Annotated in this window: 11 protein-coding genes and 1 pseudogene; 4 read left to right on the top strand and 8 right to left on the bottom strand. The window is 70.6% G+C overall.

The window, feature by feature from the left end:
- Positions 1–244 precede the first annotated feature (244 nt).
- The 4 genes from AB0G84_RS01450 (at position 245) to AB0G84_RS01465 (ending at position 7,225) form a co-directional block, all read left to right on the top strand.
- On the top strand, positions 245–778 hold the full coding sequence (locus AB0G84_RS01450; RefSeq protein WP_361315048.1) for a MarR family winged helix-turn-helix transcriptional regulator: 534 nt from the start codon (positions 245–247) through the stop codon (positions 776–778).
- A gap of 608 nt (positions 779–1,386) precedes the next feature.
- On the top strand, positions 1,387–4,167 hold the full coding sequence (ppdK, locus tag AB0G84_RS01455; RefSeq protein WP_361315051.1) for a pyruvate, phosphate dikinase: 2,781 nt from the start codon (positions 1,387–1,389) through the stop codon (positions 4,165–4,167).
- A 493-nt stretch (positions 4,168–4,660) separates the two neighbouring features.
- Positions 4,661–5,830: a hypothetical protein gene (locus AB0G84_RS01460; protein ID WP_361313832.1), complete on the top strand. Its 1,170-nt coding sequence runs from the start codon at positions 4,661–4,663 to the stop codon at positions 5,828–5,830.
- Positions 5,831–6,388: 558 nt separating this feature from the next.
- Complete coding sequence (locus AB0G84_RS01465) at positions 6,389–7,225, top strand: winged helix-turn-helix domain-containing protein (RefSeq protein WP_361313834.1); 837 nt, start codon at positions 6,389–6,391, stop codon at positions 7,223–7,225.
- A 231-nt stretch (positions 7,226–7,456) separates the two neighbouring features.
- On the opposite strand, the pseudogene AB0G84_RS01470 reads toward AB0G84_RS01465, so the two are convergent.
- The 8 genes and pseudogenes from AB0G84_RS01470 to AB0G84_RS01505 all read right to left on the bottom strand — a co-directional run.
- A pseudogene (locus AB0G84_RS01470) lies at positions 7,457–8,006 on the bottom strand (TauD/TfdA family dioxygenase); the annotation flags it as partial.
- A 145-nt stretch (positions 8,007–8,151) separates the two neighbouring features.
- Entirely contained in the window at positions 8,152–8,292 is a 141-nt protein-coding gene (locus tag AB0G84_RS01475) for a hypothetical protein (RefSeq protein WP_361313836.1), read from the bottom strand.
- A gap of 37 nt (positions 8,293–8,329) precedes the next feature.
- A complete protein-coding gene (locus tag AB0G84_RS01480) occupies positions 8,330–9,211 on the bottom strand; it encodes a carbohydrate ABC transporter permease (protein ID WP_361313839.1) in 882 nt (293 codons plus the stop codon).
- A gap of 5 nt (positions 9,212–9,216) precedes the next feature.
- Positions 9,217–10,164, bottom strand: a complete 948-nt coding sequence (locus AB0G84_RS01485) for a sugar ABC transporter permease (RefSeq protein ID WP_361315054.1) — start codon at positions 10,162–10,164, stop codon at positions 9,217–9,219.
- A gap of 44 nt (positions 10,165–10,208) precedes the next feature.
- Positions 10,209–11,468 (bottom strand): extracellular solute-binding protein, encoded by a 1,260-nt coding sequence (locus AB0G84_RS01490; RefSeq protein WP_361313842.1) that lies wholly within the window; start codon positions 11,466–11,468, stop codon positions 10,209–10,211.
- Positions 11,469–11,666: 198 nt separating this feature from the next.
- Complete coding sequence (locus AB0G84_RS01495; RefSeq protein WP_361313845.1) at positions 11,667–14,015, bottom strand: SUKH-4 family immunity protein; 2,349 nt, start codon at positions 14,013–14,015, stop codon at positions 11,667–11,669.
- Between the two features lie 72 nt (positions 14,016–14,087).
- Positions 14,088–20,684 (bottom strand): toxin glutamine deamidase domain-containing protein, encoded by a 6,597-nt coding sequence (locus AB0G84_RS01500; RefSeq protein WP_361315057.1) that lies wholly within the window; start codon positions 20,682–20,684, stop codon positions 14,088–14,090.
- A gap of 306 nt (positions 20,685–20,990) precedes the next feature.
- Positions 20,991–21,455 carry a hypothetical protein gene (locus AB0G84_RS01505; protein WP_361315059.1) on the bottom strand — a complete coding sequence of 155 codons (465 nt, stop codon included), beginning with the start codon at positions 21,453–21,455 and terminating at the stop codon, positions 20,991–20,993.
- Positions 21,456–21,730: the final 275 nt, after the last annotated feature.

Raw genomic sequence — 21,730 nt, forward strand, 5'->3', positions numbered from 1 at the left:
AGCTGTGGAGAGCGGACACCGTTCCATCGAGGAAATCGGGGCCACCGACAAGCCCACCGAGGATGCCGAACGGCCCGTCGAGGACGCCGGGAGGCCCAGCGAGCCCACCGAGAAGTCCGTCGGGGGCATCGAGCAGCCCGTCACGGCCGCCGAGAAGTCTCCCGCCGCCACCGAGAAGCCCTGCGCGGGCACCGAACGGTCCGTCGAGGACACCGAGCAGGCGGTACGGGCCAAGCTCGGCGACATGCCCATCCGCCATGAGCAGCGGGCCGCGGTGGCGCAGCTCTACCGCGCCGCGGCGGCCGTCCGCCAGCACTTCGAGAACTCCGTGCTGCGCGGTGCCGAACTGACCTGGACCTCCTTCGTCGTGCTGTGGGTGGTGTGGGTCCGGGGCGAGCGCGAGACCCGGCAGGTCGCCCAGGAGGCTGGGATCTCCAAGGGCACGCTCACCGGCGTCGCCCGCACCCTCCAGGGCCGTGGCCTGCTGGAGCGCGCCGGGCACCCCACCGACCGGCGGCTCGCCCTGCTCTCCCTCACCCCCGAGGGGGAGCGGCTGATGGCCCGGATCGTCCCGGAGTTCAACGCCGAAGAGGCCTTCGTCACCGAGGCGCTGGGCGAGGACGAGGCGGTGGACCTAGCGGAGTTGCTGGGCCGGGTCGTGGCCCAGGTCGAGAGCCGGGGTGCGGACCGACGGCGGGAGCTCCTGGACGGCCGGGAGCCGCACCCCCGGCGGAGCGGCCGGCGGGCGAAGGGCGCGCCCAGTTGTGAGGCGCCCTGAGGGAGCCCTAAAGGGCGCTCTGGCGTTCTCCGGGCCCGAGCGGGCTCGTATGAGCGTGCGGGGGAGGCGGTATACGAACCCGGCCGTGGAGCCGGCCTCCGCGTCGACCGGGAACTATGACCTGATCCTGACGCCCGGCGCTCCCTGTGCCATGTCGAGGCGGAGCCCGCGGCCCGGGCGGGGCAGCCCCCGCACGACGGGTGGCCGAATTGTGCGCAGATCTGCCGGTCGTAGCGGGAATGGTGGCACGCTCTGATCGAGGCGTTCCTTGAATCAGAGGGCGCCCAAGGGGTCCAAATGATGGGACCCGCTCACACATGAGCGCGTGATTCTCGCCACCCCTGATAGGGGTTGCGCTCAGATGAGCGGGGCGTGGTGGGCTCCATCTCTCCAAGGGTGGCACCCGGTGCCATGAGTCATGCGTTCGAGAAGCGAACGCAATCGTTGCGTTGAGTAGTGTATTCGGCGTAATCGAACACGAAGAGGAGTGATGCATTCAGGTAATGAATGAAGTGCTGGAGGCATGATCACTTTCGATCTAGTGGCGGACGACTGGTTACGCAGGTATGTCGACCAAGTGGACGTACCCATACGCCTTCGATCTGGGTATGTTCCTCGCCGTCAGGGCAGCCCGTCGGCGAGGAGTCAGTGCCGTGCCGGAAACACAAGATCCCCACGTAACCCAGCCTTCGGCGGCGAAGTTCGTCTACGACTTCACCGAGGGCAACAAGGAGCTCAAGGACCTCCTCGGTGGCAAGGGTGCGAACCTCGCCGAGATGACCAACCTGGGCCTCCCCGTCCCTCCGGGATTCACGATCACCACCGAGGCCTGCAAGGTCTACCTGGAGAGCGGTAGCGAGCCCGCGGCACTGCGTGCCGAGGTCTCCGAACACCTCGACGCCCTTGAGCAGAAGATGGGCAAGAAGCTCGGCCAGGCCGACGACCCCCTGCTCGTATCGGTGCGTTCCGGGGCGAAGTTCTCCATGCCCGGCATGATGGACACCGTCCTCAACATCGGCCTCTCCGATGCATCGGTTTCCGGCCTCGCCGGGCAGGCCGGTGACGAGCGGTTCGCCTGGGACTCCTACCGCCGCCTCATCCAGATGTTCGGCAAGACCGTGCTGGGCGTCGACGGCGAGCTCTTCGAGGAGGCCCTGGAGGAGGCCAAGCAGGCCAAGGGCGTCCGCGTCGACGTCGATCTGGACGCCGCCGACCTCCAGGGCCTGGTCACGCAGTTCAAGGACATCGTCGCCAAGGAGACCGGCCGGGACTTCCCGCAGGACCCGCGCGAGCAGATGGACCTCGCCGTCCGCGCGGTCTTCGACTCGTGGAACACCGACCGCGCCAAGCTCTACCGCCGCCAGGAGCGCATCCCCGGCGACCTCGGCACGGCCGTCAACGTCTGCTCCATGGTCTTCGGCAACCTCGGCCCGGACTCCGGCACCGGCGTCGCCTTCACCCGCGACCCCGCCAGCGGCCACCAGGGCGTCTACGGCGACTACCTGCAGAACGCGCAGGGCGAGGACGTCGTCGCCGGTATCCGCAACACGGTTCCGCTCGCGGACCTGGAGTCGATCGACAAGGCGTCGTACGACCAGCTGATGCAGATCATGGAGACGCTCGAAACGCACTACAAGGACCTGTGCGACATCGAGTTCACCATTGAGCGCGGCAAGCTGTGGATGCTGCAGACCCGGGTCGGCAAGCGCACCGCCGGTGCCGCCTTCCGGATCGCCACCCAGCTCGTCGACCAGGGCCTGATCGACGAGGCCGAGGCCCTCCAGCGGGTCAACGGCGCGCAGCTGGCGCAGCTGATGTTCCCCCGCTTCGACCTGGGCGCGAAGTCCGAGACGATCGGCCGCGGTATCGCCGCCTCCCCGGGCGCGGCGGTCGGCAAGGCCGTCTTCGACTCGTACACCGCCGTCAAGTGGTCGCGCTCCGGCGAGAAGGTCATCCTGATCCGCCGGGAGACCAACCCCGACGACCTCAACGGCATGATCGCCGCCGAGGGCATCCTCACCTCCCGCGGCGGCAAGACCTCGCACGCCGCCGTCGTCGCCCGCGGTATGGGCAAGACCTGTGTCTGCGGCGCCGAGGAGCTGGAGGTCGACACCAAGGCCCGCCGGATGACGACCAGCAGTGGCACCGTCATCGAGGAGGGCGACGTCGTCTCCATCGACGGCTCCAGCGGCAAGGTCTACGCCGGCGAGGTGCCGGTCGTGCCGTCCCCGGTCGTGGAGTACTTCGAGGGCCGGATGCATGCCGGCGCCGAGGACGCCGACGAGCTGGTCAAGGCCGTCCACCGGATCATGGCGTACGCGGACCGGGTGCGCCGGCTGCGCGTACGGGCCAACGCCGACAACGCCGAGGACGCCGCCCGCGCCCGCCGGTTCGGCGCCCAGGGCATCGGCCTGTGCCGCACCGAGCACATGTTCCTCGGTGAGCGCCGCGAGATGGTCGAGCGGCTCATCCTGGCCGACACCGAGACCGACCGGGAGGCCGCGCTCCAGGAGCTGCTGCCGCTCCAGCGGGCCGACTTCATCGAGCTGTTCGAGTCGATGGACGGGCTGCCGGTGACCGTGCGGCTGCTGGACCCGCCGCTGCACGAGTTCCTGCCCGACATCACCGAGCTGTCGGTCCGGGTCGCGCTCGCCGAGGCCCGCAAGGACGCCAACGAGAACGACCTGCGGCTCCTCCAGGCCGTGCACAAGCTGCACGAGCAGAACCCGATGCTGGGTCTGCGCGGTGTGCGCCTCGGCCTGGTCATCCCCGGGCTGTTCGCGATGCAGGTGCGGGCGATCGCCGAGGCGTCCGCCGAGCGCAAGAAGGCCAATGGCGACCCGCGTGCGGAGATCATGATCCCGCTGGTGGGCACCGTCCAGGAGCTGGAGATCGTCCGCGAGGAGGCCGAGCAGGTCATCGCCGAGGTCGAAAAGGCCCACGACGTCGACCTCAAGCTCACCCTCGGCACGATGATCGAACTGCCCCGCGCCGCCCTCACGGCCGGTCAGATCGCCGAGTCGGCCGACTTCTTCTCCTTCGGTACGAACGACCTCACGCAGACGGTCTGGGGCTTCTCCCGCGACGACGTCGAGGCCAGCTTCTTCACCGCGTACCTGGAGAAGGGCATCTTCGGCGTCAGCCCGTTCGAGACCATCGACAAGGACGGCGTGGGCTCGCTGGTCCGCAACGCCGCCGCGGCCGGCCGGGCCACCCGCCCGGACCTCAAGCTCGGCGTCTGCGGTGAGCACGGCGGCGACCCGGAGTCGGTCCACTTCTTCCACGAGGCGGGCCTGGACTACGTCTCCTGCTCCCCGTTCCGCATCCCGGTCGCACGGCTGGAGGCGGGCCGGGCGGCGGCCGAGTCGAAGGGCAGCGACAGCCGCTGACCCACCGGGCACCGCGGGCGCACACGCGTCCGCGGTGCCCCGAAACCACCGGATCCGACGGCGGGGCACCCTCACACCCTCAACCGTCCGGCACGTCGGACTCCGGAACCAGACGAGGGCGGCACCTGTGCGGAGGTGCCGCCCTCGGTCTTGTTCCTGAGCACATCCGTGCCGGATGTGCGGGAAACACGGTGTGGTGGGTCGCCGTTACGGGGCTACTGGTGGGGGAGGGACGGTAGTTGAGGGAGCGTCAGGTAGGGAGGGGGCGGGATGTGCCCCGTTGTCTAGATCACAGAGAAACCATGGGGGACGTGGGCAACTATGCGCTCTTGCGCTGATTTGCCCGTCGAGTTCGACGGTGGGGGGCATGTGACCCTGTGGAATCTTCGTTGACGTTGGTCCCTGTTTCGGCCGTACGATCCGGGGCGCCCCGCACGCCTGAGCGCCCCGCTCACGCGGCGGGTCCTCTTCTCTCCGATCGGGAAAGGCCCCAGTGAATCCTCGCCGTACCCTCGCGACCGCACTCGTCGCCGCCGTGACCGCGCCCGCCGTCCTGCTCTCCGCGGGCTCCGCCTCCGCCGTGGCCAAGCCCCCGGCGCAGACGCAGCAGAAGCCGACCTACGTGGAGCTGCAGAAGGCCGCCCAGGAGGCGCAGCGGGTGTACCGGGAAGCGGTCGCCGCCCACGCGCTCGGGCAGAACAAGGTGGACGCGGACATGGCCGCGCTCGACCAGGACTCCCACCCGCTCAAGGCGGCCGTGCTCGCCGCGGAGAAGGCGGCCACGGCTGCCGCCGCGGCGAAGACGGCGGCCGACAAGGCCGTCGCCGAGGCCAGGGCCGGTCTGGACGCGGCCAAGAACGAGGCCGAGAAGGCCGAGGCCCAGAAGGTGTTGAGGGCGGCCGAGGCCGACGCCGCCAAGGCCGCCGAAGCCGCGGCGGATGCGGACGCCAAGAGCAAGGCGGCCCGGACCGCGTTGGACGACGCCCGGGTCGCCGTACTCCGGGAGTGGAACGAGGTCACGAACGCACTGGCCGCCGCCCTCAAGGCCAAGCAGGCGGCGGACAGCGCGCTCGCCGCCGCCGGGGAGTGCGTACGGGTGCAGGGCCTGACCGTCCTCGCGAACAAGCTGCCCGCGAAGGTCGTCACCGGCACCACGGTCAACTTCTCCTTCACGGTGGCCAACGGCACCGACCGCACGCTGCAGGTCAGGCCGCTGGTCTTCTTCCGCCTGGAGGCCCAGAACCAATCCCAGCACTTCATGAAGGTGGAGTGGTCCGACGGCTCCCGCTGGCAGCCGCTGTACAGCGACGCCGAGCACGACGAGCACCTCCCCGCCATGAAGGACGTCAAGCCCGGTGCCCGCACCGACGTGAAGATGCGCATGGTGATCGAGAAGGGGGCGCCGGGCACCAAGGCGTTCGCCCTCTTCGCGGGCGACGCCGGCGACGACTACAACCCGTGTCTCATCGGCCCGATGAAGCGCTACGACTTCGCGGTGCTGCGGGCCGCAGCCAAGCCGGGCAAGCCCGGCAAGCCTGGGAAGCCCGGCAAGGCTGCCGAGGCGGTCAAGGTAGGTAAGGCCGGTTCGTTGGGGCAGTACGCCACCGCCGCCGAGGTGGTCTCGGCCGCCCGCCGCCATGGCGGGATACGCGGCACCCACTGATCCGCGGACCGGCCGGGCCCCTGTGCACCGTACTGCTGCGCCCGGTGCGCGGTGCGCGGTGCCCGATGCGCGGGGGAACGGGAACGAGGGCGGCACCTGTGCGGAGGTGCCGCCCTCGCTTTCTCCGGACTCCCCCCTCGGGAGCTGCCGCCACCCCGGTCGGCGCGGGAAGGCGGCCTTCGGCGGGGCCGTCGAGCGGCCGGTTCCTTGCCCATCACCCCCCACGGGATCGAGCAATCCGGGCCGGTCACGCCGCCGTCGAATTGAGTACAAGCATTCCTGCCGCCCGCCCGGTGGCGCGACCACTTTCAAGTCTGGCCAAAAGGGCATGGTGACCGCGCGTGTTGGCGTGCATACTCAGGCGTGCCGGGGGCCGTCTGAGGAAACAGGGGTGGGGGTTCGGTGTTACGCGTCCATTTCAGTGGACTCGATCTGGCCCGAGTGCGGATTGCGGCACGCCCGGACGCACTGTGGGAGACGGTCTTAAGCTTTCACCGGCTCCGCGACCGACGGGACGATTCGGCGTTCGGCAAATGGCGATCGGAAACGCGTGGGAAGTTGAATGGCGAAGCGCGGCTGCTGGCGCCGCTGGTGCCCACCCGCGGCTATTTCCCCGATTTCCTGACGCCCGCCGAAGGCCTCCTGGGGATGGACGACGCGCTCGCCGCGCTGCGGGAGACGCCCGCCGTCCGGCTGCACGACGAGCTCTCCCGGCTGTCCACCGCCCACCGCCCGCTCCCGTCGTGGATACGGGCGATGGCCGACGGTGACAGCCGCGCCCTGGGGCGGCTGGCCGGCATACTGCAGCGCTACTACGAGGTGGCGATCGCCCCGTACTGGTCCCGTGTGCAGGGCCGCATAGAGGCCGACCGTGCCGCCCGCGGTCGCGCCTTGCTGGACGGCGGGGCGGACCGGCTGCTGGCCTCGCTGCCGCCGATGCTGCGCTGGCGCGCGCCGGTGCTGGAGGCCGACTACCCGGTGGACCGCGAACTGCACCTGAACGGCCGGGGACTGCTCCTGCTGCCCTCGTACTTCTGCCGCCGCACCCCGGTCACCTTCCACAACCCGGACCTCACACCGGTCCTGGTCTACCCGGTGGAGCACCCGGCGCCGAGGCTCACCCCGCAGGTCCCGCCGGAACGTTCCCTCGGCCGACTGGTCGGGCAGACCCGTTCCGCGATACTCCAGGGCATCGGCGTCGGCTGCACCACCAGTGAACTCGCCCGCCGCGCCGACGTCTCGCTGGCCTCCGCCAGTCAGCACGCGACGGTGCTGCGCGACGCCGGCCTGCTGAACACCCTGCGGCAGGGCAATGCCGTACTGCACACCCTCACCCCGCTGGGCGCGGCCCTGCTGCGCGGCGCGCGGGCGGAGGAGGCGGCGTGGTCGGGGTGAGGGAGGTGGCGTGCGGGGTGTGGGGGAGATGACGTGCGGGGTGTGAGCGGGGTGAGGTGCGGGGCGTGAGGTGCTCAGCGCCGGAGTGAGGGGCGCGTGGTGAGGCGGGGGCAGGGCGGGCCTCGGAGCGCGGTGCGCGCGCCGGCCGCCCGCTCCCGAGGTGCGCGCACCGCCGTCAGTACGGACGGTCGCCCGCGAGGGCGACGCGGTCCGCGACCCGCCGCGCGGCCCGGCGTTGACGAAGAGCATCCGGCGCCCGGTCTCCGGGTGTCGGCGCACCACCGGGGTGCTCAACCCGCGGGAACTCCCGCTGGAATGGCGCGAGTTGAGCGGGAGAGTAGAAGCGGGCGAAGCCCGGGAGATAGTCGTGCACCGCTCGCGCACCATCGATCAGGGCTCTGATTTCCGAAGGCAAATTGTCATACGCCGCCGCCATATCGGCCCACAGGGTGTCCCCGCCCGTGGGCGGCACCTCGCGCAGCCGCAACACCGCACCGAGCGCCGGACGCTCCTGGAACGTGACATCCGCATGCCATACGTTCTCGAACGTGGCAACCCCTCCAGCGGCCTTGTCGAAGCGCACCACCTCCTTCGAATCGCCCGGCGCCAGCAGTGGATTGGTCTCCAACTGGCCCCAATTGCTGGCGAATTCGCGTGGTGACTCGGAAGTAAGGTGCTGGCCGCGGAAGAACAGCACCTTCCGCTCCAGCAGCGCCCGGTTCAGCTCCGTGCGCAGGCCCTCGGAGAGCGGCCGGGACAGGTCCGGTCCGCGGATCTCGGCCCGGCTCGGTGGTGGCGGGAGGGGCGGGAGAGGCGGGAGGTGGCGGAGTGGTGGGGCAAGAGGGGAGTTGGTGGGGACCTCGGGGCGGTGCCGGGACCGGGGGCGGTGCCGAGCTCCCGGGCGGAGCCGGGGTGTCGGACCGGCCTCAGTCCGTACGGGGACAGGGGGCGGGAGGAGACCCCACCCGGCCGCGGCGGCGCAGGAAGCTCAGGCCGCGGGGCGCGCACCCGCCGTGGGCGTCGCGGTCGCGCGACGGCGCCGCACGGACGTCCAGATGCGTGCTCATGCCATGCACCGTATCCCGTACGTCCGTCGGCGATGCCTCAGTCGTCGATCCCGCTGCGCTCCACCCCCGCGACGATGTACCGCTGGAGCAGCAGGAAGACCACCACCAGCGGTGCGATGGAGACCGCGGCGGCCACGAACAGCTTGTGCAGATTGAGGTTCTGCGCCGTGGTGAACGTGGACAGCGCGACCTGCACCGTCCAGGCCTCCTGGTCCTGCCCGATGACCAGTGGCCACAGGAAGGCGTTCCAGGCCCCGATGAAGACGATGGTGCCGACGGCGGCGAAGACCGGCCGGGAGTTCGGCACCACGATCCGCCAGTAGGTCCGCCAGTGGCCCAGCCCGTCGACCCGGGCCGCATCCTCCAACTCCCTGGGGAAGCCCAGGAAGTACTGCCGGAAGATGAAGCAGGCGAAGGCGCTGAACAGGGTCGGAATGATCAGTCCGCGCAGGGTCGAGATCCACCCCAGCGTCGACACCAGTACGAAGCTCGGCACGAACGTCACGGCCGCCGGCACCATCAGCGTCCCCAGGATCGCGTAGAAGACGAGGTTGGCGTGCCGGTAGGGGATCCGGGCCAGTCCGTACCCCGCGAGCGAGGCCAGGACGACCGTACCGGCCGTCGTCGACACCGCGATCAGCGTGGAGTTGAGCAGCGCCCGCCCCAGGGGGAGGCCGGGGTCTTGGAAGACCTCGGTCAGATTCGACCACTGGAGATCGTGTGGGAAGAACGTCCAGTCGGGCGCCGTGATGTCTTGCTCGGTCGCCAGACCGTTGCGCACCAGCAGGTAGAACGGGATCAGGAACAGCAGCGCCAGGGCGATCATCAGCACCACCCGTAGCGCTCGTCCCGCCCGCGTCAGCGCATCCTGCCTCCGGGCGTCGGGCCTCCCCGCACGCCGCGTCTGTGCAACCGGCATCTCGCTCAGTCCTCTCCCTTGCGGCCGAGGCCGAACCACCGGGCCTGCACCACCGTCGCCACCGCGATGATCACCGCCAGGATCACCGCCCCGGCACTCCCCAGTCCGAGGTTCTGCCCCTGCCCCAGCGCCGTGTAGTACAGGTAGACCAACGGCGGCCGGGCGTAGGGCGGATACCCGCCCGCATCGCTCAGCAGGTTGTAGAACTCGTCGAACGCCTGGAACGCATTGATCACCAGCAGCAGCACCACCGCCACGGACGTGGCGCGCAGCTGCGGGAAGGTGAGGTGCCGGAAGGTCTGCCAGCCGGGCCGTGCCCCGTCCACCGCCGCGGCCTCGTACAGCTGCGGCGGGATCCGCTGGAGCCCGGCCAGGAAGAGGATCATGTAGAACCCGGCCTGCAGCCAGAGCCGTACGGTCACGATGACCAGCCAGTACCAGGGCGGATCGGTGGTCGACAGCCAGGCGGTCTGGTCCGCGCCGAACCACCCCAGCACGGTGTTGGCCAGCCCGAACCGCACCCCGTTGAAGATCGACAACTTCCAGATCAGCGCCGCGACCACATACGAGCAGGCCGTCGGCAGGAAGAACACCGACCGGAAGAACGCCTGGGCCCAGCGCAGCCGGTTGACCATCAGCGCGAGCCCGAGCGAGAGCGCGTAGGTGGCCGGCACGATGAAGACGCTGAACAGCAGGAACGTCCCCAGGCTGCCGAGGAAGGCGTCATCGCTCAGCATGGTGCCGTAGTTGCCGAGCCCCACGAAGTCCGAGCCGGACGGGCTCACCGTGTTGTGCGCGTCGAAGAAGCTCAGGTAGACGCTCCACACCAGCGGCACATAGGTGAACAGCCCCAGCCCGATCGCGAACGGCCCGACGAAGACCCAGAACCAGAGGTTCCGCCGCTGCGGGCCGAGCAGCCGGGCGCCGGGCGAGGGACGGCCGGGCGCGGGCACCGCCGCGCCCCGGCTGCGCTCCGCCGTATCGACGGCTCCCCCGGTCACTTCTTCCTGACCCGCTGGATCTCGGCATTGACCCTGCGGACGACCGACCTCAACTCACTCTCCGGGTTGGCGCCGTCCTTGATGATCCGGCTCAGCGCGTCCTGGTAGGCGGTGCGGCTCGCGTTCGTCCACAGCAGCGGCTCGGCATGGCCGTACTCGGTCGCGAACCGCACCGCGTCCGCCGGCGCGCCGGTCTGCAGCTGCTGGGCGTGCTTCGCGAGGGAGATCCGGGCCGGGATGTGAAAGCCGTACGAGAGCGCGAAGTCCTGCTGGAAGTCGGTGCGTTCCACCCACAGCCACTTCGCAAAGGCCTTGGCCTCCGTCGTGCGCTTGCTCCGCGCGCTCACCGCGGAACCGTAGGCACCCACCGGGACGGCCGGCTTCCCGCCGGGGCCGTCCATGGGAAACGGCAGCACCCCGAAGTCGTTCCCGAGTGCCTTCTGGATCTGCGGCAGCGCCCACAGCCCCGACCACTGCATCGCGGTCAGCCCCTGGATGAAGGCGGCCGGGTCGGACCAGTCCGTGGGCGCGCCCAGCAGCAGCGACTTGTCCACGTACAACTGCCGGATCTTCGCCAGCGTCCGGGCCGCCGCCGGGTCGTCGAACCCGACCTTCTGGTCCGCAGTGATCAGACTCAGTCCGGCGGCGTACAACGGCGTCCCGCCGAGCATCCCCACGCCGCCGTCGTTGCCCAGGAACAGCCCCTTGGTCTTCTTCGTGGTGAGCTTCTTCGCCGTGTCCACCAGCTCGTCCAGGGTCCCCGGCGGCTGAAGTCCCGCCTCCAGCAGCGCGCTCTTGCGGTAGTACAGCAACTGCATGTCCACCGTCTGCGGTATGCCCCAGATCTTGTCCCGCCAGATCTTCGGCGCCAGCACGGCCTGGTTGAAGTCGTGTTTGACCGGCGCGACCTCGGCGGTTAAGTCGACGACCTGCCCGCCCTGGATCTGTTCCAGCGACGGCCCGTTGACCTCGAACACATCCGGCCCCGAGTCGGTGAGCAGCGCAGCCGCCGTCTGTCGGTCGTAGTCGCCGGGCCGCCACTGCACCGTGACGTTCGCCTTCTTGTACGCGGCGGCGTACCGCTGCACGGCGCGCTCGGTCCCGGGTTCTCCGTACTGGTGGTACCACTGGCTGATGCCCGGCCCCGAACCCCCGTCTCCCCGGCCGGTGTTGGAGCCGCACCCCGCCGTCAGGGCCGCGGCGAGTGCGACCCCGCCGCCGGCCGCGAGCAGTCGCCGTCTGTCGATCTCCGTCATGTCAGGTCGCCCCTGTGCTCGTAGCTTGTCGTAACCGACGATCGCCGAGCGATCACCGTGCGGTGCGACCGTCCACTCTGCCGTACGAGCGCGCTGCGCGCAGTGGATCTTCAGGAAAGGGTGCCGGGGCGGCCCTTGGCGTGCGCCTCGCACCCGCAGCCTCCCCCGCTTCGACCTGCCCGTCCCGGTTCCGGACGGTCAGAGCGTCTCGTGATCGTCCCAGTGGCCGCGGAGCACCGCGTTCCAGACGGGGTGGTCCTCGGTGACCGGGTCGATCTCCGCGCACCAGGCGCGCAGGCTGCGCCGGGCGTCCCGGCCCTCTTCCGCCGTTGTGACGTTGCTCCGGCGCACATACCAGTAGAGGCCGAGAACGGTCAGGAACTGGGGCAGACTGCCGGCCAGTTGGCGACCGGCTGGGGCGCCGTCGGCATTGTGGAAGACCCGTCCCGTCGCCCCGTCGAGCAGGAGGTCGTGGCGCAGCCACCGGCCGAGGCGGTAGAAGGTGCCGTCCGATGGCGGGGGCACGTCCGAGGGTCGGTCGGCCGGGCGCAGACCGGTCTCCGCGAGGTCCACGAGGTCGACGAACGCGAGGTCGTCGGGGAGCTCCGGAAGGCCGGTGGCGGTCAGGAAGGCACGGGTGGGCCCGTCCGTGATCCCGTCCGCGCTCGCATCGGGCAGCCGGTCCGCGGCAACGGGGCGGCAGGGAGCCTCGAAGACCTCCTCCAGCCAGGCGCGTGCGGGCGCGTCGGCGCCCGCCGCCGCCTGCGGCACCGGCCAGCGGGCCGACCGGTTGTGGGCGCTCAGCAGCGGCCCGACGCGCCAGCGCGGACGCTCGACGACCCCGGCCGGATCGGTCACCTCGATGACGAAGGCGCCGCCGGTGCCGCCGTACACCCATACGCCGTCCCCGGCGGCCTCCAGAAGTTCGGCGGACTCCGGTGCCCGCGGCGCCGGGCCGTTCTCGTCGAGCGGCACCGGCGCCTCGTCGAACTCCCGGCCCTCGACACGCTCGGTCTCGCCCATGTCGTCCCAGTACTCCTGGACCAGGCCCGGGCCGTTCAGCGGTGTGCCGTCCCGCAGGTCCCAGACCTGTTCCTCGGCCCACCCGTCCGCATCGAGGTCGGTGTCCTCGGGCAGCTCGTCCTCGTCGACCTCGCACTGGGTGGCGAGGACGGGGGTGCCGTGGAGGGTGCCCACGACCAGGTTGTCGGCGACCGCCCGGTCGCTGAGGCAGGGGCCGAGCGTGCCGTACGGCCGCCAGCGGGACCAGCGGGTCCGCCACGGCAGCGACGGGTGTTCCCGGGCCAGCCGGTCGGCGAACTCCGTCTCACCGCGGTTCATTTCGGCCCAGTGCAGCCAGGAGAGCCACTCCTCCTGGCTGCCGGGCGCGACCCCGTCCGCCTCCAGGTAGTGGAGGGACGAGGCGCGGGTGCCGACGGGGATCCCGTCCGGATGGGCCAGCGCCAGGCTGCCGAGGACGGTCCGGTGGTCCGCGCGGACCAGGAACGCGGGGGAGTCGAGCAAGGCGGGGAGCCGGCCGGCGAGCGCCGCATGCACGGGCAGTGCGAACGCGGCGTACTCCGCGGGATTTCCGTGCTCCTGGAACTCCTGCGACGGCCCGGAGGATTCGAAGGTATGCAGCAGTGTGTCGGTGATCCGGCGCTGTTCCCCGGCCGTTGGCGGCTGTTCCGCACGGAAGAGGTGGCGGATTCCGTCCGTGCGGAAACCGACCCGGTCGACGCCCCCGTCGTCGGCCCGGGAATCGGCGATGTCGGACGGCACGGAGGCCAGCACATTCCGGAGGTCTTCCACCGACGCGGGAATTCCCATGGCGCTGCACAGGGTCGCCCAGGCGGGCAGGGAGACATCTCGGGATTCGGCCACGGCCAGGGCCCGCAGGGGCGGATACTGCGCGAGGAGTGCGGCGCCGGGCCGGTGCCCGGAGGTATCAGCCGCTTCACCGATACCGTCACCGATGCCGTCACCGATGCCGTCACCGATGCCGTCACCGTTTGTGTCTTCGACGCTGTCGCCGTCACCGTCGCCGTCGCCGTCCAGGAATACCGCGGTGGCGGTGGTGCGGCCGTACCGTACCAACGCCTCTTCGGCGTCTCCCTCCACGATCAGCCGCATCGCCCGTCCGCCGGACACCGCGAGCGCCGGGACCAGCGATTCGGCAATGCGCCGCGGCTCGTTCGAGGTGGCCGTCCGGCCCGCCCACTGCACATTTGCGAGCAGTACGACGAGATCCGTCCGCCGTCCCGACCGCTGCCCGGTCCTTTCGCGCACGGCGTCGTCCAGAGGGTCCGACCGGTCACGGAGAAAACCGGGTTCATATCCCCATGCACCGAGCAGGGCGACGAGGACGTCATCCATCTCCCGACCGCGGCAATCGACGAAGGTCGCCCCTTCGGTACGGTCGGCGAACTCCTTGAGGAGGTGGGTCTTCCCCGCCCCCACTTTCCCCCTGACCGGGACGAAGCGGTTCTGCTCCGGCGGCTCGGTCAGCCAAAGAGCGAGGCGGGTGAGAGCTTCGTCGTGGCGCACCGGGAAACGGCTCCGATCGAGGGGAGAGGTGAGGGGCGGGCGGTAGGCGGTTCGACGGTACTACGGCCGGGATTACGACGAATCGGCCGCCGACGCCCCCGCCTGGGGCGGGAGCGGCGTCTGCCGGGTCTGGATCGCCCGGTCCCAGGCCCGCAGGAGTTCACCGCGGACCTGGTGCATTCCGGCGCCCCATTTGTTCTTGAGATGTTGTTGCCGCTCCTCCGCCTCGTCCGCGCCGAGCGTGGCGTCGTCGAGATCGCCGTAGCGGTAGGGAATGGCGTACGACACCTCTGTCACGCCCTTCTCGTCCGGCAGGGATTTCACCTGTTCCTCGGTGAGGTCGCTGAACTTGGTGCGTTGCGAACCCTCCCCCGAGGTCGGACGGTCCAGATTTTCGCTGATGTAGTGGGAACAGGCCTGGCCACCGAGCTCATTGCTGTTACCGCACGGTTCGTACTCGGTGTACAAGGACGTCAGCGTGAAGCTGTTCTGCGGCATTTTGAGCCGTGCCCGGCGCAGCGCTTCGCCGCCCAGCGGCTCGGAATGCGCGGAGGTTTCGCCGTCCTCGGCCGAGCCCGGCGGTACGGACGAGTCGACGACATAGTGGATCCGGGTGTTTCCCTCACTATCGGTCTCGGTGACCTCGAGTGCCATGTAATTCCGTCCCGACATATCGGGGCGGAAGATATCCTCCGCCGTTTCCCCCACTTCTTTCTTCCACAGGGCTACCAGGCGCTTCTTCTGCGCATTGATCGCCTTCAGACGTTTCTGCTGCGCGATCTTGGAGTCGTCGTCGCCCTTCGGAACGCTCTGCCGCGCGGCGTACTCCCGGGCGATCGCCTTGGGGTCCTTTGCCAGCGAACCACCGGTGATCGCGTGCGCATTGTGGATCCGCAGACCGCCGTTCGGGGTGTCGTCCTGGACGGGGACGTTGAGCGAGGAGTACTCCCGGTGCACCGCATTGCTCAGGCGGGCGATACCGGCGAGGGCGGCCAACCTCTGGTGACGGTCCAGGTCGCGGAATCCCGGCAGGAGGTCGTTGAGCTTCTCCACATCCAGCGCGCCATTGGCCTTGATCTGCCGGACGGCCTGCAGAAGGGGGGCTTCGGTTCCGGGCTTCTTCGGTTCCGCCCACTTGTGGAGGGAATCCAGCACCGGCCCGATGTCCGTCTGCACCACGTCGTGCGTGCCGCGGAGCCGTTGCTGGGCGGCGTCACCCCGCATGCCGTCATGGGTGTCGCCGGCGACCTGCGCCACGTTGTAGTCGGCCGATCCCCGGTAGTCGGCGCTGTTGAACGGACGCTCGGAGACAGCGAGGTGCTGCTGCCGCTTCTCGGCGCTGGTCGGCTTGGCCTTCTTCTTAGGCGGGCCGGAATCCTCGCCGTCGTCCTCCGCCTTGTGCTTGGTGCCGGCCGGTTCTGCCGCGGGCCGGCGGTCGCCGGTGGCCGGGTGCGACGGGGTGCCGTGGCCCGTGCCGGTGTCCCTCCCGGGGGCTGCGGCCGGGAGGGGGCGGCGGTCGGCGTTGAGGGGGATGGCGTGGACGCCGTGGGAGCCGTCGTGGAGGGGCCGGTCGCTGGTCCGGCCGGTCTGGGCGTCGATGTAGGTGAGGTCGCCGTGGTGGTTGACGACGTTCCAGGCGTGGGCGCGGCCGTTGCGGTCCTGGGTGATGATCACGGCCTGGGAGCCGTGGCCGGCGTTCTGGAGGTCGGTCTCCAGGCGGTGGAAGGCGTCGTGGCCGTCACCGTAGTCGTGGAAGCGGGCGCCGAGGGTGTTCTCGATGCGGTCCCGGCCACCCGTCTCGCCCCGGTCGGAGGGGGTGCCGTCGGGGTTGGTGTCGGGGGTGCGGTGGGCGGCGGCGGTGGGGTTGCCGGAGTAGGTGTCGGCGGTGGCCAGCGCGGCGTCGACGCAGTTGTTGTTGCGGCCGGGCGCATCCGGGCCGGGGTCGTTGATGGAGTCGACCCAGTGGCCGTCCTGGGGGTCCGGGTGGCGCTGCGGGGCGCCGTTCTCGTCCTTGGGGATCGCGTCCTCGACGTGCTGCTGGTGCTCGTCGGTGGGGCCGTCGAGCCCACCAGGACGCTCGCGGTTGCGGGTCTCGGAGGCTGGGGGGTGATGGTTGTGGTTGTGGTTGTGGTTGTCCTGGCTCTCTTGGTTGTGGGGTTCGTGGTGGTCGGAGGGGTCGGCCTGGTTGGTCCGGTCGTCGTGGTCGGTCCGGTCGTGGTGATCGGTCTGGTCGTTGTGGTCGGCCCGGTCGTTGTGGTCGTCGCGGTGGTGCTGGTCGTTCTGGTGGGCCTGGTTGTCCTGGTGGCTCGGGTTGTCGTCCTGGTGGTGCTGGCCGTCCGGGGACGGCGCACTGCCGGCGGTGGCCGGTGCGCCTGCCGGGTGTGGGGGGCTCTGCGGGTTTTGGGGGTGCTGGGGGTGCTGGGGCTGGGGTGGAGCCGGCTGCTGATACGGGTTGTGCGGGTGGGGCTGGGGCTGGTGCTGGGGCTGCTGGTAGGGCTGTTGGGTGTAAGGGTGCTGCTGCTGGGCGTACGGGTGCTGTTGCGCGTACGGCTGCTGGTGTTGGGGCTGTGACTGCTGGGGGTGCGGCGACGGTTGCTGCTGCTGGTGCGGCTGGGCGTAGGGATTGGCCTCCGGCGGAACTGGCTGCTGGTGGGGCGCTTGGTGCGGGCTTGGCTGCTGCGGCTGCGTGTATGGCTGTTGCTGTTGCTGTTGCTGTTGCTGTTGGTGCTGCTGCTGGGCGTACGCCTGGGCCTGGGCCTGCTGTTGGGCGTGAGCCTGCTGGGCTTGCTGCTGGGCCTGAGCCTGTTGGGGCTGTTGGGATTGAGCGTGCTGCTGAGCCTGGGCCTGGGCCTGGGCCTGGGCTTGGGCTTGCTGCTGGTGGTGCTGGGGCTGATTGTGCGCCGTGGCCGGATCGAAGGGCTGGCGGTTGGCGTCGAGAACGAGGTGCCAGACCTTGTCGGCGCTGGTGTTGATGGGCTGGTGGCTCACCTTGCCGGTCTGGGTGTCGACCCACACGACCTTGCCGTTGTGGTTGACGGCGTTGAAGACGTGCGCCCCGCCGCCGGAACCGTCCGGCTTCTTGGGCCAGGTGACGAGGACGGCGGCGGCCGCGCCGGGGCCGGCCTGCTGCAGGTCCTTGGCGATCTGCGCGTAGCCGTCCACGGAATTCTGGCCGGAGTAGCGGAACTTGGCGCCCGTGTACTGCTCGATGTTGCGGGTGCCGTCCCGCTCGCCGGACGTGGTGTCGTAGCTGCCGTTGGGGTGCACGTCGTAGGTACGGACCCCGGAGACCTGCGGGTTGCCGTACCAGGACTCCATGAAGGAACGGGTGCAGTCGGCGCAGTTGTTGGAGCGGCCGAGGACGGTGGGGCCGCCGTCGTTCTGGAGCTGGGCCCAGGGCTGGAACGGGTCGTTGAAGGCGCGCGGGGTGCCGTCCGGGTTCCGCGGGAAGCTGGCCTCCAGGGCCTGCTGGTCGTGCGGGAAGGGCGAATACAGGCCGGAAGGCTGGTGGTTGAGGCTGACCCGGACGTCGAGATGACTCGCGAGGTTCTGGGGCTGTGGGATCGCCGGTTGGTGCTGCGGCTGCTGGTGCTGGGGCGCAGCGGGCTGGGGCTGGTGAGGGGGCTGGTGGTGGGGAGCTTGCTGCTGGTGGTGCGGCGCCGGCTGGTGGTGCGGGACCTGCTGTTGCTGGTGCGGTGCGGGCTGTTGGTGGTGTGGCTGCTGCTGGTGCGGCGCCGGTTGCTGGGGCTGCTGCTGGTGGGGAGTGGCGCTCTGGAGGGTGGGCTGGTGTTGCTGGGCCTGCGCCTGCTGCTGTGCGTGCTGGTGGGCCTGGGCCTGCTGGGTCTGTTGCGGGGAGTGGGCCTGCTGAGCCTGGGCCTGCTGCTGGTGTTGTTGCTGTTGGTGCTGAGGCTGCTGGTAGGGGGAGTTGGGGGTGGGAGCGGCGGGGCTCTGGGCGCCTGGGGTCGTGGGAGCGGCCCGGTCCGGGGTGTCGTTCCGGGGGCGGTCCAAGGGGGTGGCGGCAGGCTGCTGGGCCCCGTCCGGACGGGACGGGGTGGACTGCTGCTGCGTACCGGTGGGGCGGTCGGCGCCGGGGCGCGAGCCGTCGGCTGTGGGGCGTGAGGAGTCGGGGCCGGAACGTGGGGCATCGGCACCGGGGCGCGAGGCGTCGGGGCCCGTGCTGCCCGGGCGGGTTCCGTCAGGACGTGAGCCGTCAGGGCGTGAGGTGTCAGGGCGTGCGCCATCGCGGCGGGTCCCGTCGGGACCTGAGCCGTCCGGGCGGGTGCTGTCGGGGCGGGTGCCGTCCGGGTGGTTGTTGTTGGGGGCGGCCGGGGAATCGGGGCGTGCGCCGTTGGTGTCGTCGCGGCGGGGTCCGTCGAGACGGCGGTCGTACGGCGGTGGGGTGTCGTCGCGGCGGGGTCCGTCCAGGCGGCGGTTGTAGGCCGGGCGGTCCGGGCGCGGTTGCTGGGTGTGGTCCTGGATGACCTGGGAGCCGTCGGGGCGCCGGTTGGTGGGGCGTGCGGCGGCGTTTCCGTTGGGGGCGGAAGAGGCGGAAGAGGCGGAGGGGGCCGAGGGAGTGCTGCCGGTGCGGGGCGCGGTGGGGGTGCCGGCGCCGCCCTGGGGCGGCACGCCGCCCATCATCATCGGGCCGTTGGCCTGGGGGGTGTTGGACTGGGCCTGCTGGGGCGAGGGCGTGGGCGAGGGCGTGCCGGAGTTCCCGGCACCGGCGTCCGCGGTGTGCTGGGTGGGCGGGGGAAGGGTCGCGGTGCCGGCGGCGGACTGGGTGTTGACGGTGGTGTCGTCACTGCCGTCCATCGTGGGCATGGGGTTGCCCGGCGCCGGATCGCGCTGCTGGATGGGCTGGCCGGACGACGGGGAGTGGTGGACGGGGGCTCCCTGGGGCGGGGCGCCGAGGTGTGGCACGGCACCGCGTCCGCCGCCGCTGCCGGTGGCGTTGTCCCCGTTGCCGTTGCCGTTGCTGCTGCTGTCGCTGCCGCTGTCATGGGAACCGGCGGGGGAGTCGGCGGAGCTGGGCGGGTTGCCGGCCACCGGGTCGGGGACCGGCGAGGGCGACGGGTCCGGGGAGGCGTCGGGGTGCGGGGGCCCGTCGGGCGTGGGGGAGTGGTCCGGTGCCGGCTGGGTGCTGATGTCGTCCGAGCCCGGTCTGGCCGCGTCCGGGGTGTGATCCGGTGCCGGCTGGGTGCTGATGCCGTCCGGGTCGGGCCGGGCCGCGTCGGGGGTGGTGTCGGGCGTCGGCTGGGTGCTGACCGCGTCATGGTCCGGGCGGGAGTGGTCCGTGGAGGGCCCGGAGTCGGGGCTGGCGGCGTCAGGGGTGGGGCCCGCCTCCGGTGGGTGTCCGGTGTCGGGGCTGGCGGAGTCCGCGTAGGGGCTGTGGTTGCCGCCCTGGAAGCCTTCGTCGAAGGGGGAGCGCTGGTCCGGCGGAGGCAGCGGCTGTGCGTCGGGGACGGTGCGCGGAATGTCCGAGCCGTTGCCGTTGCCGTTGCCAGAACCGTCGCCGGCGGACGGGGAGCTCGCGCCGCCGGCTCCGCCGTCGCCGTTCCCGCCACTGTCCCGGCTGGTGGCGGCGAGGGAGTCCGAGGCACGGGGGGAGTGGCTCGTGGAGCCCCCGTCGGCCGACGAGTTGCCACCGGAGTCGCCGGAGGAGTCGCCCCGATCGGAACCGCTGCCGGAGCTGCCTCCATCGGAACCGCTGCCGGAGCCGGACGCGTTCGAACTGCTGCTGCTGCTGCTGCTGCTGCCGCCGCCGCTATCGCCGCTGCCACCACCGGTGTCACTGTCGCCGCCGGAGCCCGTGCCGGAGCTGCTCTCCGAGCCGCCGTCCGAGCCCTCGTCCGAGCCGCCGTTCGAGTCGCTGTCCGAGTCGCCGTCCGAGGAGTGCTCGGAGCCGGTGCTGTCGCCGCCGTGCTCGCTGCCGTGGCCGGCCGCGGAGTCCAGGCCGCCACGGGCGCGGTGGCCGGCCCGGTGGCCGGCGCCGTCGCGGAGGCCTTCGCCCAGGGTCTCGCCGGTGTTCTCCAGGGCGTCCTTACCGGCGCTGTAGCCCTCCTTGAGGGTCCGGCCGACGTTGTAGCCGTTCTGGGCGCCGAAGTTCTGGTTGACGGTCTGGGCGATGATGTCCGAGACCATGGCCTCCAGCGCGGAGATCACCGGCTCCTTGGCGGCCTCCAGGATCGTGTCCAGCAGTTGCTTGGCGACCTCCTTGAGGATCTTGCGGACCACCTCACGGGTCGCCAGGGTCGCCGCCGCGCCGCCGATTTCGGATAGGCCCAGTGTGAAGGGTGCCGCGGCCTGTGCGGCGATGATCTCGGCTGCCAAGATCGCCATTTGGGTGATGACGGCGACTTTCATCCCGATGACGAGACCGGCGGCGGCCTCGAAGGTGAAGGCGATGAGCTCCGCCGCCTCACGGGCGTCGTTGAAGTAGCCCGAGCCGCCCGCGAACTTGTCCCAGGTCTTGCTGAAGCCCTCGATCGAGTCGCCGGCGTTCTGGCTGAGCACATTGGACGCCGCCGTGATGCCCAGGGACTGGTGCCCCTCGACCTCCGACGCGAACGTGCGCCAGACCTGCGCACACTCGATCAGCTTGTCTTCATCTGCGGTCGGCCAGTTGAAGCCGAGCATCTCCAGAATCCACTCAAGTGAATTCGGCAGCATGAGAGACAAGGCGGAACTCCCCCGTGAGGATGATGCAGTTGAGCGTGCGTGTGGGTGCGGTCGGCGGTGTGCGCAGCGAGTCCGGTGCGCAGAGGCAGGGGCAGAAGCAGGGGCAGAGGCAGCGGCGTCTCAGCGCGACGAAGCGTCGGCGCACTGTGCGGTGCCGGCGTACTGCGGTGCCCGCGTACTGCGAGGTCGGCGTACTGCAGTGTTGGTGAACGACGGTGTGGTGAACGCCGTTGTGGGTGAACAACGGTGTCGGTGGTCAGCGGCGGCGGTGCGCGGCTGCGCCGCTGACCGCGGACGTCAGTGAACGGGCTTCAGCGAGGCGTGGACGTTGGGGTCCTGGGTGGGATCCGACCAGGCCTGCTTGTTGTCGACGTGCTGCTTGATCAGCGCGTCGTTGAAGTCCTCATTCTCGGCATGATTCTTTGACATATCGGACAGCGCCTTACCGATTTCCTGGAGCTTCGCGGAGAGGTGCCCCATGGACTCGTACATGCCGTCCCGTAGGCCCTCGTAGGCGACGCCGAACTTCTCGCCGATGTCGTCGTCCCCCCACGGCGGGGCGCCGTCCTTGCTCGCGAACGACGTCAGGCCGCTCCAGAACTGCTCGCCGAACGACTTCTGCGCCGGCTGCGGCCCCTGCTGCCCATTGGCCGGCGGCCCCGCGCCGAGCGCGCTGAGGCCGTTCATCAGGCGGGACACCGATTGCGAGAAGTCCTCGCCGAGCTTGGTGAAGTTCGTACCCTCGGACTTGAGGGACTCCACATCTGTCTGGAATCCGCCTGCACCAGCCACAACGTCCCCCACGATCGCAATGGTCAGCCAATGAGCTTTTCAAGCCAAAGCTTAGCGGGAGCTGGTGAGGGCCCACCAGGCGTCATCGGCAGGGGAAAGTGCGCCCGGGCACCGGGTGCTACGCGGCCCCTCGGTCCCGCGGGCCGCTCGGCACCCGCTCGGCGCCCGTTCGACGATCGCCCAGTGGTCGCCCGACGGCCGCTCAACAGAGGCGCAGTGGCGGCTTGGAGGCCGGTCCGCGGCCA

Source organism: Streptomyces sp. NPDC020742 (assembly GCF_040641675.1).
GTDB lineage: Bacteria > Actinomycetota > Actinomycetes > Streptomycetales > Streptomycetaceae > Streptomyces.

Excerpts from the sequence above, each read along its gene's own strand:
- AB0G84_RS01480 (WP_361313839.1), bottom strand. The coding sequence starts at position 9,211 with ATGCCGGTTGCACAGACGCGGCGTGCGGGGAGGCCCGACGCCCGGAGG.
- AB0G84_RS01490 (WP_361313842.1), bottom strand. The coding sequence starts at position 11,468 with ATGACGGAGATCGACAGACGGCGACTGCTCGCGGCCGGCGGCGGGGTC.
- ppdK (WP_361315051.1), top strand. The coding sequence starts at position 1,387 with ATGTTCCTCGCCGTCAGGGCAGCCCGTCGGCGAGGAGTCAGTGCCGTG.
- AB0G84_RS01500 (WP_361315057.1), bottom strand. The coding sequence starts at position 20,684 with ATGCTGCCGAATTCACTTGAGTGGATTCTGGAGATGCTCGGCTTCAAC.
- AB0G84_RS01450 (WP_361315048.1), top strand. The coding sequence starts at position 245 with ATGCCCATCCGCCATGAGCAGCGGGCCGCGGTGGCGCAGCTCTACCGC.
- AB0G84_RS01475 (WP_361313836.1), bottom strand. The coding sequence starts at position 8,292 with ATGAGCACGCATCTGGACGTCCGTGCGGCGCCGTCGCGCGACCGCGAC.